Here is a 14,271-nt window from a genome sequence, read left to right as displayed (position 1 = left end):
AGACGCTTGGTCAAGACGTGTCGCGGGCGCCGTTCGAGGACCCGGCCCGCGTCAGCAGTTGCAGTCGCAGCAGCAACCGTCACAGCACTTGCAGCAGTCGCCGCACCCGGGGTCGCCGCACCCGTCGCAGTGCCGCGTGCACCAGCAACGATCGCCGCACTTCCTGCCATGGTGCTTGCTCCATCGGGGCTGGTAGATCCCGCAGGTCATGCACACCAGCGAGCCGGTGAAGCACGGGATCGGCAGCCCCGGCCGCTGCGGCCGGCCACCGTGCCCGGAGCCCCCGCCCCAGCCGCCGCCTCCATCGCCTCCGCCGCCCCAGCCGCCGCCTCCCGACCAGTCGCCGCCGCCATCGGCCCGGCCATGCCCAGGAGGATGCCCCTGCTGCTGGTGCCCGTAGGCCCCTTGCGGCGGATACTGCCCCTGGGGGTACGAGCCCTGCGGGTACGGGCCCTGTGGGTGGGGCCCCTGTCGGTACGGGCCCTGGGGGTGGGGCCCCTGTGGCGGCGGGCCGCCGGGGTACGCGGCGAAGGCGTGGCCGACCGAGCGTCCCACCTCGCGGTCCAGGAGTGCCCGGACGAGCCGCCGGTCCTCCAGTTCGACGTCGGCGAGCGCCAGCCGCAGTCCGTGCAGCGCGTCGTCGCAGTGGCGGCGGGCCTGCACGGGGGTGGTGCCGGTGGCCAGGAGCGGGTTGTAGGCGCCGGTCCGCATGTCACGTTCCACGTCCTCGACCGCGTCGATCAGGTGGGCCAGCCGCCCGAAGAGGCGGCCCGCCTCGGCGAGCGTCTCGGCGTTGCCCTCCCTGCCCGCCAGGACCGCCGTGTGGGCGAAGACGGCGGCGACGGCCGTCTCGGTCGGCTCGGTCAGCTCCAGCAGGCCCAGCCCGCCCGCGGCCTCCAGTTCGGGCTGCCGGGCGACGGCGTCGCGCAGCACCGCGGGGTCGAACCCGATCGCGGTGCCCGCCGCTCCCCCGGCGGCGTCCCAGCGATCGGCGATCCGGCCCGCCACCGCCGCGGCCGGCCGCCGTCCCCGCGCCGGGCCGCCCAGCAGGCCGTCACCGTCGGCGATGTGGTCGCGGGTCTTGCCGGCGGCCAGCAGCAGCGAGGCCGCCGCCGCCAGCCGCGCGCCCGCCGCCCTGGTCTCGACGACCTCGGCAGCCCGCATCCCGCGCAGGGCGCACGGCCCGGCCTTGCGGCGCGGCGACAGCTCGGGGCGCTGCGCCTCGACCAGCACCGAGACCAGGAGCCCGTCGTAGTTGGTGACCAGCCGGGCCGCCTGGCCGTGCTGGTCGCGCAGGGTCAGGCACAACCCGCAAAGGTGTGCCATCCAGTCCTTGAACAAGGTGCCGCACAAGACGTGCTTGCACGGCCTCACCAATCCGAACATCGGCGGCGGAACTCCTTGCGGTCAGTGATCGCGACAACGACACATCATCGACGCGGTCATCTCAGAACGGGTTCCCCCGAATACCGCCGGCCCGTCTCCCGCCGCGGCGGGAGACGGGCCGGCGGGCGGCACGGCGTGGCGGGTCAGACCCCGGCGCAGGTGAGGGCGCGCCGGTAGGCGTCGAGCCGGGGCTCGTCCGGAGCGCCGGTCTCGGCCAGCAGCTCGGCCAGGTCGAACCAGGTCTGGGCGGCCTCGCGGGACGACTCCATCTGCTCCAGGTGGGTCGCGGCCCGGGCCAGGATCTCGATCGCCCGTTCCCGGTGGCCCAGCCGCGCGCACGCCTCGCCCAGCACGGTCAGCGCCCAGGCGGTGGCCCGGCGCGGGGCGTCCCCGAGCAGATCCAGGGCCTGCTCGGCCAGCGTCACCGCCTCCTCCGGGCGGCCCAGCGCGGTCTCGGCCCGGGCCAGCTCGGTCAGGCACCAGGCCACGTCGATCTCCCCGGCGGAACTGGCGTTGATCTCGCCGCGGACCCGGGTGAGCAGGTCGCGTGCGCGGCCCGCCTCGCCGGGCCGGGCCCGCAGCAGCAGGCCCGCGTAGACGATCCGGAGCCGGGCCAGGTCGCGCGGGTCGTCGCTCAGCCCGCCGCCGGCGGTCACGTCCTCGCCCGCGAGCATCAGCGCGCGCTCGGCGAGGGCGACGCCGTCCTCGTACTCGCCGCGGATCTCGGCGACGTAGGCGGCCTCCCAGTAGGCGGCGATCCGGGCCCGCGGGCTGCCGAGCCGCTCGGCGCGCTCCACCAGCTGGGTCGCCAGGTGCCGGGCCCGGACCAGGTCGCCGCGCTCGATGAACGCGGCCAGCAGGGCGGCGCCCAGGTGGACGGCGGCGTCGGTGGAGTCGGCGCCGGTGGCGATGAGGTGCCGCATCGCCTCCTCGGCGACCTCCACACCGGCGCTGATGTCGCCGCGCTCCCGCAGGCACCGGCTGAGCGCGACGTGCACCTTGGCCCAGTGGTCCAGGTCGGTCTCCGCGGACGCCTCGGCGGTCAGCGCCCGCAGCCCCGAGATCGCCTCCTCCAGCTCGCCGGCGGCCTCCAGGGCCAGCGCGTGGCCCCAGCGCGCCTGGTGCAGCATGTCCGGCAGCGCCACCGCGTCGGCGTTGGCCAGGACCTCGGCGAACCGGCCCCTCGCCTCCTCGGCCGCGCCGTTCTGCAGCGCGATCTCGGCGTAGTCGAGCGTCACCCGCAGCTCGTCCACCACGTCCTCGCTGACGCCGCTCACCAGGTAGGTGGGCGAGCAGTTCAGCTTCGCGGCGAGCAGGTCGATCACGCTCGGCGCGGGGACCCGCTTGTCGCTTTCGATCAGCGATATGTAGCTGTCGGACAGTTCCGGGAACGCCAGCTGCGCCTGGCTGACGCCCTGCCGGATCCGCAGCGCCCTTATGCGCTGTCCCAGTGTCTCCCGATCCATCGTGTGACCACCGCCTACGAGGTTCCGCTCCGAGGTTCCGATCCGGGTCGCGTGCCGCGTTCCCGCGCCGGGTCCGCGCTCCGGTCCCTCATCGTCGCATCGCTCGCAGCGCGAGGAAGAAGTCGACCCGATCCTCCAGTGTGCCCAGATCCCGCCCCGTGAGCTCCTCGATTCGCCTGATCCGGTACCGAAGCGTGTTCACATGGACATGCAGACGGGTCGCCGTACGGTTCCAGGAGCCCGAGCAGGCGAGGAAGACCTCGAGGGTGTGCATCAGGTCGGCCTGCCGGATGCTGTCGTACTCCTCCAGCGGCCCGAGCAGCCGCGTCCGGAACGACCAGCGCGTGCGTTCGGGCACCGAGTCCAGCAGCCCGGCGTAGGAGTCGACCTCGGCGTCGTCGCGGGGCGCCGGGGCCGGCGCGCCCGCGGGTTCGGGCGGCTCCGGCGCCCTCCCGCGCCACCCGGGCGCCGCGCGCCCGGACGCCACGCGCCCGGCAGCGGGGGTGCCGGAGGGGGTTTCGGTCCCGCCCTTTGCGCCGGCTTCGTCACCGACGGCGCTCGCCGAGTCTCGCATTCGCACCAAGGCAGGCTATAGCGGACCTGGTCCGTTACGCAGCGCTCCCCCGAAGTCGGACCTGTGCCCGGCTGCTGCTGTACTTACGGCATGACCGCGTCCAGCCCTGAAAGCGTCCCCGCGCCCGAAGCCGCCCCCGGCCACGTGTCCACGCACGTCCTCGACACCCATCGCGGACTCCCCGCGGCGGAGGTACCGGTCCGCCTCGACGCCTACGACGGGAACGCCTGGCAGGCCCTCGCGGAGGGGATGACGGACGCCGACGGGCGCTGGAGCGCCCCCCAGGTGCCCGCGGCGCCCGGCACGTACCGGCTGCGCTTCGGGACCGGCCCCTATTTCGCCGGGATCGGGGTGCCGACGTTCTACCCGGAGGTGAGCGTGATCTTCACGATCGCCGTCGCCGGGCAGCGCCACCACGTGCCGCTGCTGCTGAGCCCGTACGGCTACTCGACCTACCGCGGCAGCTGAGGGCCGCGGCGCGGACCGCTGCGACCCGGCGCGGACCGCTGCGACCCGGTGAGGAGCGCGACGCCGGTACCCGCGCCCGCGATGCCGCCTTCGCCCCCGTTCGCCGCGGGGTCTGATTCCTCTCCCGCCGTTCCCGCACCTTGGAGAGGGTTCCGGGTGTCAAATGGTGCCGTCATGGCTAAGCAGAGGGTGAGGCCTGACCCCCGGCGTGAAAGGCGTGGCTGTGCTGTCCGCGGACTCTCTCCCCGACCACCCCACGGGCGGTCACGTCCTGCTCGCGCCGAGCAGGTTCAAGGGATCGCTCACCGCGCGGGAGGTCGCCCGGCACCTCGCCGCCGGGCTGCGCCGCGCGCGGCCCGCGGTGCCGATCGTGGAGCTGCCGGTGGCCGACGGCGGCGACGGCACCGCCGAGGCCGCCATCGCCGCGGGCTGGCGCCGGGTCCGGGTGGAGGTGTCGGGTCCCACCGGGCGTCCCGTCACCGCCTCGCTGGCGATCGACGGCCGCAGCGCGGTGGTGGAGCTGGCCGAGGCGTCCGGGCTGCGCCGGCTCCCCGGCGGCAGGCTCCACCCGCTCGGCGCGACCAGCCTGGGCACCGGCCAGATGCTCGCGCACGCGGTACGGCTCGGCGCGCGGCGCATCGTGCTGGGCGTGGGCGGCGCCGCCTGCACCGACGGCGGCGCGGGGCTCGTCCAGGGCCTGGGCGGGCGGCTGCTGGACGCCAAGGGCCGGGAGCTGCCGCCGGGCGCGGCGGCGCTGCGCTCGCTGCACACGCTGGACCTGCGCGGGATGGCCGACCTGTCCGGTGTCGAGGTGATCGTCGCCGGTGACGCCGGCGGCGCGCTGCTGGGCCGCAACGGCGCCGCCGTGGGGCAGGCCCGGCGCAAGGGCGCCGGGCCCGAGGAGATCCGGGTCCTGGACGCGGCGCTGCGCCGCTGGGCCGACCTGGCGGAGGCGGCCTCCCGCACGGCCGCCCGCGACCGCCCGGGGGCGGGCGCGGCGGGCGGCGTCGGCTTCGCGGCGCTGGCCTTCCTCGGCGCCACCCTCGAGCCGGGCATCGGCCTCATGCTCGACCTGCTGGGATTCGCCGGCAAGGCGCGCGGCGCCCATCTGGTCGTGGCCGGCGAGGGCGCCCTGGACGTCCAGTCGCTGCGCGGCCGGGCGCCGATCGGGGTGGCCCGCGCGGCGGCGCGGGCCGGGGTGCCGGTGGTCGCCGCGGTCGGGCGCCGCGGGCTGACCGGCGAGCAGCTGCGCAAGGCCCGGATCCAGGGGGTGTACGCGCTCACCGACATCGAGCCCGACGCCGCGCGCTGCATGCGCCAGGCGGGGCCGCTACTGGAACAGCTCACCGTCGCCATCGCCGACGAGTGGCTGCCCCGGCGGAGATCCGCTCCCCCTGCCGCACTGTGACGACCATCACACGAATTGCCGCTCAAAGATCGTAAACCAGGCGCCACACAGGGCCCTTGACCTTTACGATCGTGCCGCAACCGAGTGCGAATTTGTTTCAGGTACAGCTTGCGACAAGTGGAGGACCCACACATGGCCGGACAGGACTACGACTGGGCCTCCCTCGGGATCGACGTCACCAAGCCCAGCATCGCGCGCGCCTACGACGTGGTCCTCAACGGCAAGGACAACTTCGACGTCGACCGCGCCTTCGTCGGCGAGATCACCAAGGTCGTCCCCGAGATCTACGACGTCGCCGCCTACAACCGCGAGATCCTCGGCCGCGGGGTGCGGTACCTGGCCACCGAGGCGGGCATCGACCAGTTCCTGGACCTGGGCTCGGGCCTGCCGACCGTGCAGAACACCCACCAGGTCGCCCAGTCGGTGAACCCGGAGGCCCAGGTCGTCTACGTCGACAACGACCCGATCGTGCTGGCCCACGGCCGCGCGCTGCTGGCCGAGAACGACCGGACCACGGTCATCACCGCGGACGTGCGCGAGCCCGAGAGCATCCTGGCCGACGCGGACGTGCGGCGGCTGATCGACCTGGACCGCCCGGTCGCGGTGATGCTGGTGGGCATCCTGCACCACCTGCACGACGACGAGCGCCCGCAGCACGTGGTCGACACCCTGATGAACGCGGTGCCCTCCGGCAGCCACCTGTTCGTCACCCACTTCTGCGCCTCCAGCCCCGAGGCGGTCGCGGCCGAGAAGAAGTACCTGGCGCTGCTGGGCACCGGCCGGTTCCGCACCCCCGAGGAGATCACCGCCTACTTCGAGGGCATGGAGCTGCTGGAGCCGGGCGTGGTGCCGCTGCCGCTGTGGCGCCCCGACACCGAGGTCCCCGCGGAGCTGACGGTCGGCCACCGCCTCATGTACGGCGGCATCGCCCGCAAGCCCTGACCTTCCGCACTCTTACACCCTGTCAGCAGGTCGGCGGTTTTCTTTACACACCGCGGATGGCAGGGCGGGGGCGGCGCGTCGCACGCTTGAGGCGTGGAGCCGGGGCCGCCGGCCGGGAAGGGTGACCATGAAGATCGGCGTACCGCGCGAGCTCAAGGAACACGAGTACCGGGTGGCCATCACCCCCGCGGGGGTGCACGAACTGACCAGGCGCGGGCACGAGGTCTTCGTCGAGCGCGGCGCCGGCCTGGGATCGGCGATCCACGACGACGACTTCGTCGCGGCCGGCGCCAAGATCCTGGAGGGCCCGGACGAGGTCTGGGCCGAGGGCGAGCTGGTCCTCAAGGTCAAGGAGCCGGTCGCGGCCGAGTACCACCGGATGCGGCGCGGCCAGACGCTGTTCACCTACCTGCATCTGGCCGCCTCCCGGGAGTGCACCGAGGCGATGCTCGCGTCCGGCGTCACCGGCATCGCCTACGAGACCGTGCAACTGCCGGACGGCTCGCTCCCGCTGCTGGCCCCGATGTCGGAGGTGGCCGGACGGCTCGCCCCGCAGGTCGGCGCGAACGCCCTGATGCGCTCCGGCGGCGGTCGCGGGGTCCTGCCCGGCGGCGTGCCGGGCGTCGCGCCGGCCCGGGTGACGGTGATCGGCGGCGGCGTCTCCGGCCTGAACGCGGCGCAGATCGCGGTCGGCATGGGCGCGGACGTGACCGTCCTGGACGTCAGCGTCGACCGGCTGCGCCACATCGACGCCATCTACCAGGGCCGGCTGCGGACCCTGGTGTCCAACGCCTACACGGTCGAGCACGAGGTGCGCGCCGCCGACCTGGTGATCGGCGCCGTCCTGATCCCCGGAGCCAAGGCGCCCACGCTGGTCTCCAACGCCCTGGTGGCCAGGATGAGGCCCGGCTCGGTCCTGGTGGACATCGCGATCGACCAGGGCGGATGCTTCGAGGACTCCCGGCCCACCACGCACGGCGCGCCGACCTACGCCGTGCACGAGTCCATCTTCTACTGCGTGGCCAACATGCCCGGCTCGGTGCCCAACACCTCCACCCACGCGCTCACCAACGTCACCCTGCCGTACGCGGCGGAGATCGCCGGGAAGGGCTGGCGGGCCGCGCTCCGCGACGACCCGGCGCTGGCGCTCGGCCTCAACACCCACGACGGCGCGGTCACCTACGGCCATGTCGCCGAGGCCCACTGCCTCCCGCACGTCCCGGCGGAGTCCCTGCTCGCCTGAGCCGGCGCGGCGGGCCGTACAGTGTGCCCATGGGCGAGCTGATCATCGTGCGGCACGGCGAGACCGGGTGGAGCCGTGTCCGGCGGCACACCGGCCGCACCGACGTGCCGCTCACCGCGCGGGGCGAGGAGCAGGCGCGGGCGCTGGCGGCGGTGACGGGGACGCGGCCGTTCGCCCGGGTCCTGAGCAGCCCCGCCGAGCGCGCCCGCCGGACCGCCGAGCTGGCCGGGCTCCGGGTGGACGCGATCGACCCGGACCTGTGGGAGTGGGACTACGGCGGCTACGAGGGGATCACCAGCGCGCGCATCCGCGAGGACCGTCCCGGCTGGTACCTGTGGGACGACGGGGTGGTCCCCGGCGACGCCGCCCATCCCGGCGAGTCCGTCGAACGGGTCGGTGAACGCGCCGACGCCGTCCTGGACCGGGTCCGGCCGCTGCTCGGCGAGGGCGATGTGGCGCTGGTCGCGCACGGGCACGTGCTGCGCGTGCTGACCGCCCGCTGGCTGGGCCTGGAGCCCGCCGCGGGACGGTTGTTCCGGCTGGAGACCGGTACGCTGTCGACGCTCGGCACCGAGCACGGCCGCCCGGTGATCGCCTCGTGGAACGTACCGCCCCCGGCCCCCTGAGAGACGGCCGCCACCCCGCGCACGGGGCGCCACGCGCGGGCACCGCGCACGGCACCGGACTCCGCGCCGGGCACGGCGGAACGTCGGCGCGGGCATATACGGTACCCCTAGGGGGTTGACTCCGGCGTGCCCCCACGACGGCACCCTCCGGATCGATTGCGAGGACGACCATGGCCAGCGAGACCCCCACACGCGGCTACACCGCCACCAAGGACCAGCTGCAGACCCGGCTGCGGCGGATCGAGGGCCAGGTGCGCGGGCTCGAGCGGATGGTCGAGGACGACCGCTACTGCATCGACGTGCTCACCCAGATCAGCGCCGTCCAGGCGGCGCTGGACAAGGTGGCCCTGGGGCTGCTCGACGGGCACGTGCGGCACTGCGTGGCCGAGGGCGCCGAAGAGGGCAAGTCCGACGTCATGTCCACCGAGCTGATGGCGGCCGTCGGCCGCCTCATGCGCCGCGGCTGACTCCGGAGCCTGCCGACCGGCCCCGGCGGGGCCGGGAGGGCGCTCCGGGTCAGGGACGCGGCCGGGTGCTCAAACCGCCATGCCCAGGGTGCCGGCGGCGTCCTCGTGCTCCCGGATCAGCCGGCGTGCGCGCAGCGCGTCCGGCTGGTAGCGCATGTGCTCGGGGATGGCGTGCGTGGTCCGGTACAGGCCCTTGAGGGTCAGGGTCGCCGCCAGATCCGAGGTGGGCAGGCCGGGCAGCCCGTACATCCGCCGCGCCCACCGCGGCAGCGTCGCGACGACCAGCAGGCCGATGCCGGGCGCCGCCAGCTTGAGCGGGAGCAGGTTGCGGGGCACGTTCGGGTTGAACATCCTCAGCAGGCCCTCGCGCGCCTCCCGGCAGGCCCAGATGCGGGGCCGCATGTCCGCGTAGTACGCCTTCATCTCGGCGACCGAGGCGGGCACGTCGGCGGGGTCGAGCCCGACCACGGCCGCGGCGCGGCGCTGCTCGTCCACGAAGCGGTCGGCGTCGGCGTCGCTGAGCGGGACCCCGGCCCGCCGTGCCACGTCGAGGTAGGAGTCGACCTCGCCCATGTGCACCCAGAGCAGGTTCTCCGGCTCGTCGACCGCGAACGTCTCGCCGGTCCGGAGGTCGAGGCCGGTCAGCTTGGAGTGGAGCTTGCGGACCCGCCGGCCCACCCGCTCGATCTCCTCCTCGGTCCCCCAGGTACGGATCCGGACGAACTCGACGGTCCGGGCCAGCCGGGCCCAGGCCGCGTGCGGGTCCATCAGCTCGCTGTTCTGCGCGGTGCCCCACATCGAGTGCGGATGCAGCGCCTGGAGCAGCAGGGCACGGATGCCGCCGACCATCAGGACGGGTTCGCCCATGACCCGCCACGTCACCGAGCCCGGCCCGAACAGGCCGTGGTCGTCGTTCTCGCGCACCATCCGCTCGCCTCCTCCCGCAGAGACCACCCCTCACGGTAACCGTAGACTTATCTGCCCGGATATGACCTGGATCACACCGGGTGCGCCGGGGCCCGGCCGATCGCGCCGGGCCCCGGCCCCGTTCACTCGACCGGAAGGTTGTCGCCGGTGTCACCGGGCCCGTCGTCGAGGTCGTCGTCCTCGTCACCGGCCGGCTCGGTCTGCTCGCTGACCCACGCCAGGTAGTCCATGCTGCCCGCGACGACCGGGGTGGCGATGATCTCGGGGCTGTCGTAGGAGTGGCCCTCGGTGATGAGGCTGGCCAGCTCGTCGAACCGGTCGTCGGTGGTCTTGAACACCACCATCCACTCCTCGGCGGACTCGATCTCGCCCTCCCACCAGTAGGTGCTGGCGATGGGCCCGACGAGCTGGGCGCACGCCGCGAGCCGCTCGGCGACCGCCGACCTGGCGAGGGCGGCGGCCTCGGGCCGCGAGTCGGTCGTCGTCGTCACCTGCACGTACGCCTGGGCCATGGCACGACTCCTTCCCCCAGTATCGGATCGTAGTCGCGCCGCCGTCAGCGGCTCGGCCGGACGACCAGGGCGCTCCCGCCGCCGCGCCGCCGCGGCTCGGCGACGGCCTGGACCAGACCGGGCCGCAGGAACTCCAGGGCGGTGGCGGCGCCGATCGTCCCGCGCGGGGGCCCGGGGAAGAGCTCCAGCCGGTGGCCGCGGGCCGCCAGGGCGGTGCCGTACCGGTCGATGAACTCCTGCTCGGCGAACACCTGCGGGGTGTTGCGCTGGGTGGCGCGCGGGGCGGCCAGCGCGGCGGGCAGGTCCATGCCCAGGTCGATCCGGTTCAGCAGGATCTGCAGCACGGTGGTGATGATCGTGGAGCCGCCGGGGGTGCCCACGGCGAGCCGGGGCCGCCCGTCCTCCAGGACGAGGGTGGGGGCCATGCTGCTGCGGGGCCGCTTCCCGGGGCCGGGCAGGTTCGGGTCGGGCGCGGCGCCGGGCGCGGGCGGCTGGAGCGTGAAGTCGGTCAGCTCGTTGTTGAGGATGAAGCCGCGGCCGGGGACGGTGATCCCGCTGCCGCCGAACTGCTCGATGGTGACGTTGTAGGCGACGACGTTGCCCCACTTGTCGGCGACGACCAGGTGCGTGGTCTGCGGCCCCTCGTACGGCAGCGCGCCGGCCCGCCCGGCCTGCGGCGCGCAGGGCGCGTAGTCGCCGTCCGGCGAGCCCGGCGGCACGGGGGCCTGCGCCGCCTCGTCGGGCTTGATCAGGCAGGCGCGCTCGCGGGCGAACCCCTTCGACAGCAGCTCGCGCAGCGGGACGTCCACCTTGTCGGGGTCGCCGACGTAGCGGCCCCGGTCGGCGTAGGCGAGCTTGGACGCCTCCAGGTAGTGGTGCAGGGCCGCGACCGGGTCCTTGGCGTCCAGCGGGAACTCGCCGAGGATGTTGAGGGCCTCACCGATGGTGGAGCCGCCCGACGAGGAGGGCGGCATCCCGTAGACGTCCAGGCCGCGGTACGAGACGCGGGTGGGCTCGGGCGTCCGCGAGCGGTAGGCGCCCAGGTCGCCGTCCTCCATGAGCCCGGGACGGACGTTGCGCGTGGCCTTCGGGTCCACCGGTGGCGTGCGCACCGTCCGGGCCACCTCGCGGCCGAGCCCGCCGCCGTACATCCATCCGGGGCCCTTCCGGGCCAGTTCGCGGTAGGTGCGGGCCAGGTCGGGGTTGCGGAAGACCGAGCCGACCGCGGGCGGCGCGCCGCCGGGCAGGAACAGTTCCCGGGTCGGGACGATGTCGTTGAACCGGGCCTGGTTGACCGCGGTCTGGTCGTAGAACTCCTGGTCGACCACGAACCCGCGCTCGGCCACCCGGATGGCGGGCTGGAGCAGCGTGCCGAGGTCGCGGGTGCCGAACCGGCGCAGCGCGGTGTCCCACTGGGCCAGGGTGCCGGGCACGCCCACGCCGAGCCCGCTGGTGACCGCCTCCTCGAACGGGATCGCCTTGCCGGTGGCGGGATCCACGAAGGAGTCCTCCCGCATCGCCCGCGGCGCGGTCTCGCGCCCGTCGACGGTGTACACCTTGCGGCGCCGGGCGTCGTAGTACGTCATGTAGCCGCCGCCCCCGATCGCCGCGACGAACGGCTCGGTCACGCCGAGGGTCGCGCCGGCGGCGACGGCCGCGTCCATCGCGTTGCCGCCCTTGCGCAGCACCTCGATGGCGGTCCGGCTGGCGTCGAGGTCCACGGTGGCGACCGCGCCGCCGTAGCCCGTGGCCACCGCGTGCTTGCCGGGCTGCGCCCCGCCGGCGGGCTGGGGCGACGTGACCGGGGCCGCGGACGCCTGACCGGGTGCGATCAGCGCGGCGGACAGGACCAGGACGACGGCCGGCGCGGACCTGCGGCGCGACCGGCGCCGGGCCGGGGCGGCACCGGACGCCGCGCGGGACGCGGCACGAGAAGCGGCACGGGACGCGAACAACGACACGGAACCTCCCGGGAGTAGGCGGCAACCACCGTTTCATCGTTCCCGTCCGTGCGCCAGCGTCACGACGTGCCTCAGGGGCCCCGGAGGCACCCGTGCCACCCCGCAGGCCACCCTTCACGCAGGTGACCGCAGATAAAGAGCGCGCAACGACCTCGCAGTAATCAAGGGCAACTTATTGCGGTTTTACCTAAAAGTGGTGAAGTGTTAGGTGCATCGACACCCCTGCCCCGCGATCGGCGGCGCTTGCGCAGGTGGTGGAGCACTTCGATGACCTCGGATGGCCGCATGCGCAACACCATGTTCCGGAAGCTCCCGGTCGAACGGGCCACCGGCCGCCAGTACGGCGGGCGGCACCGCCTGCGCGTGGTCTACCGGACGCGCGACCTGGTCGTGCTGGGCCTGGGCGTCATGATCGGCGCCGGCATCTTCAAGATCTCCGGAGTGCAGGCCGCGTCCACCGCCGGCCCGGCGGTGATCCTGTCCTTCCTCATCGCCGGGGCGGTCTGCCTGCTGGTCGCCCTCGCCTACGCCGAGCTGTCGTCGGTCATCCCGGTGGCCGGGTCCGGCTACTCCTTCACCTACGTCGCGTTCGGCGAGGTCTGGGCGTGGGTCGTCGGCTGGGCGCTGCTGCTGGAACTGCTGCTGGCCGCCTCGGTGGTGGCACGGGCCTGGTCGCTGTACGCCGCGCAGGCCCTGGCCGACCTGAGCGTCCCCGTCCCCGGCTGGCTGGCGGGGATGATCGGGCAGCCCAAGGGCTTCGACCTGTTCGCCCTCGGCATCCTGCTCCTGCTCGTCGTCCTGCTGGCGACCGGGAGCCGGCTCGGCCTGCGCACCCTGTGGTTCATGGTGCTGGCCAAGCTGGCGGTGATCGGGCTCGTCGTCGGGGTCGGGCTGACGTTCTTCGAGCCGTCCAACCTCACCCCGTTCGTGCCGCCCGCGCGTCCCGCCGACGCGGGCGGCGGGCAGAGCGTGCTGGACGCCCTGATGGGCGCGGTCACCGGCGGGTCCCCGCAGGTCTTCGGGATCTGGGGGATCCTGGCCGCCGCCCCCGCGATCGCGTTCGCCTACATCGGCTTCGACCTCATCTCCACCGCCGCGGAGGAGACCGACGACGCCCCGCGCAAGGTCCCGCGCGGCATCCTCACCAGCCTGCTGATCGCCGTGGTGCTCTACGTCTGCGTGGCCGTGACCATGGTCGGGATGGTGTCGTACGACAGCCTCGATCCCGCGCGGGTGGTGCTGGCCACGCCGTTCAACATCGTCGGCGCCGGCCGGATGGGCGCGATCGTCGACGTCGGGGCGGTCATCGCGCTGACCACCGTGATCCTGGTGGTGCTGATCAGCCTCACCCGGGTGCTCTACTCGATGGGACGGGACGGGCTGCTGCCCCGCGGCCTCGCGGGGATGAGCCGTTTCAAGGTCCCCTCCCGCGCCACGCTGGTGGCGGGCACCGCCGCCGTGGTGATGTCGCAGACGATCGACGTGTTCACCCTGGAGCAGCTGGTGGTGATCGGGACGCTGTTCGCGTTCCTGTTCGCCCCCGCGGCGGTGCTGGCGCTGCGCCGCGAGCGGCCCGACCTGCACCGGCCGTTCCGGATGCCGGCGGCACCGCTGACGGCGGTCGCGACGATGCTGGCGACCGGCTGGCTGATGCTCAACCTGAAGGTCCAGACCTGGGGCTACTTCACCGTGTGGATGCTGGCCGGGCTGATGATCTACCTGGTGTACGGGCGGCGGCGCAGCGAGATGCGCCGGCTGCTGGACCGGCCGCCGCCGCGCCGCCCGGTCGCCGCACCGATGGCGGCGCCGCCCCCGGATCTGGTCGGGCTCGCCGGCCCTCCCGGCCCTCCCGGCCTTCCCGGTCCCCCCGGCCACCCCGCCCCGCCCATGCAGCTCGGCCGCATGGGGTACCCCGGCCCCGCCCCCGGGCCGCCCTTCTCACCGGGCGGCCAGGGCAGGCCGAGCGCTCCGGCCGGCCCCGGCGGCCCCCGCGGTCAGGGCGGTCCTGGCGGTCAGGGCGATCAGGGCGGCCCCCGCGGTCAGGGCGGGCCCGGCGGTCAGGGCGGGCAGGGCGGTCCTCCGTACGGCGGGCGCCCGGCCCGGCCCCGGCGGCCCCAGCCGCCCGAACCCCCGCACCAGGGCGGCCGGCACCGCCGCTGAGGGCATGACCGCCCGCCTCCCCCGCCCGGGCACCTCACGGACTGGACGGACGGCCCCACTGTCCCGTATGTTATTCTCATTCAGAGAATATCTCACTATGAGATGAACCTACGGCCGGACAGGGAGGCCCA

12 protein-coding genes and 1 pseudogene are annotated in these 14,271 nt (G+C 74.2%); 7 read left to right on the top strand and 6 right to left on the bottom strand.

The annotated features are described in order from the left end of the window. Positions 1-51 precede the first annotated feature (51 nt). The 3 genes and pseudogenes from IW256_RS11405 to IW256_RS41040 form a co-directional block, all read right to left on the bottom strand. Complete coding sequence (locus IW256_RS11405; protein WP_197010926.1) at positions 52-1,386, bottom strand: DUF5685 family protein; 1,335 nt, start codon at positions 1,384-1,386, stop codon at positions 52-54. Between the two features lie 143 nt (positions 1,387-1,529). Next, positions 1,530-2,852 (bottom strand): helix-turn-helix domain-containing protein, encoded by a 1,323-nt coding sequence (locus IW256_RS11400; protein ID WP_197010925.1) that lies wholly within the window; start codon positions 2,850-2,852, stop codon positions 1,530-1,532. A gap of 88 nt (positions 2,853-2,940) precedes the next feature. Then, positions 2,941-3,246: pseudogene (locus tag IW256_RS41040) on the bottom strand (PucR family transcriptional regulator); the annotation flags it as partial. A gap of 270 nt (positions 3,247-3,516) precedes the next feature. Between IW256_RS41040 and uraH the strand changes: the two are divergent. The 6 genes from uraH to IW256_RS11365 all read left to right on the top strand — a co-directional run bounded on the left by uraH (position 3,517) and on the right by IW256_RS11365 (position 8,580). Beyond that, positions 3,517-3,894 carry a hydroxyisourate hydrolase gene (uraH, locus tag IW256_RS11390; RefSeq protein WP_197010924.1) on the top strand — a complete coding sequence of 126 codons (378 nt, stop codon included), beginning with the start codon at positions 3,517-3,519 and terminating at the stop codon, positions 3,892-3,894. A 223-nt stretch (positions 3,895-4,117) separates the two neighbouring features. Then, positions 4,118-5,302, top strand: coding sequence for a glycerate kinase (locus IW256_RS11385; protein ID WP_307828844.1), 1,185 nt, complete (start codon positions 4,118-4,120; stop codon positions 5,300-5,302). 132 nt (positions 5,303-5,434) lie between these two features. Then, on the top strand, positions 5,435-6,244 hold the full coding sequence (locus tag IW256_RS11380) for an SAM-dependent methyltransferase (RefSeq protein WP_197010923.1): 810 nt from the start codon (positions 5,435-5,437) through the stop codon (positions 6,242-6,244). A gap of 127 nt (positions 6,245-6,371) precedes the next feature. Further along, positions 6,372-7,487: an alanine dehydrogenase gene (gene ald, locus IW256_RS11375; protein WP_197010922.1), complete on the top strand. Its 1,116-nt coding sequence runs from the start codon at positions 6,372-6,374 to the stop codon at positions 7,485-7,487. Between the two features lie 29 nt (positions 7,488-7,516). Further along, a complete protein-coding gene (locus IW256_RS11370) occupies positions 7,517-8,113 on the top strand; it encodes a histidine phosphatase family protein (RefSeq protein WP_197010921.1) in 597 nt (198 codons plus the stop codon). A 170-nt stretch (positions 8,114-8,283) separates the two neighbouring features. Next, complete coding sequence (locus IW256_RS11365; RefSeq protein WP_197010920.1) at positions 8,284-8,580, top strand: metal-sensitive transcriptional regulator; 297 nt, start codon at positions 8,284-8,286, stop codon at positions 8,578-8,580. Between the two features lie 69 nt (positions 8,581-8,649). Here IW256_RS11365 and IW256_RS11360 read toward each other — a convergent pair whose 3' ends face one another. From IW256_RS11360 to ggt, 3 genes are all read right to left on the bottom strand, one after another. After that, complete coding sequence (locus tag IW256_RS11360; RefSeq protein ID WP_197010919.1) at positions 8,650-9,507, bottom strand: oxygenase MpaB family protein; 858 nt, start codon at positions 9,505-9,507, stop codon at positions 8,650-8,652. Between the two features lie 122 nt (positions 9,508-9,629). Further along, entirely contained in the window at positions 9,630-10,019 is a 390-nt protein-coding gene (gene cutA, locus IW256_RS11355) for a divalent-cation tolerance protein CutA (protein WP_197010918.1), read from the bottom strand. Between the two features lie 44 nt (positions 10,020-10,063). Next, on the bottom strand, positions 10,064-11,980 hold the full coding sequence (ggt, locus tag IW256_RS11350) for a gamma-glutamyltransferase (protein WP_307828843.1): 1,917 nt from the start codon (positions 11,978-11,980) through the stop codon (positions 10,064-10,066). Between the two features lie 267 nt (positions 11,981-12,247). Between ggt and IW256_RS11345 the strand changes: the two genes are divergently transcribed. After that, the gene (locus tag IW256_RS11345) at positions 12,248-14,140 is read left to right on the top strand and encodes an APC family permease (RefSeq protein WP_269217923.1); all 1,893 of its coding nucleotides are present in this window, start codon (positions 12,248-12,250) and stop codon (positions 14,138-14,140) included. Positions 14,141-14,271: the final 131 nt, after the last annotated feature.

The sequence above is a fragment of the Actinomadura viridis genome, from assembly GCF_015751755.1.
GTDB lineage: Bacteria > Actinomycetota > Actinomycetes > Streptosporangiales > Streptosporangiaceae > Spirillospora > Spirillospora viridis.
This window is presented reverse-complemented; position numbering and strand designations above follow the sequence as displayed.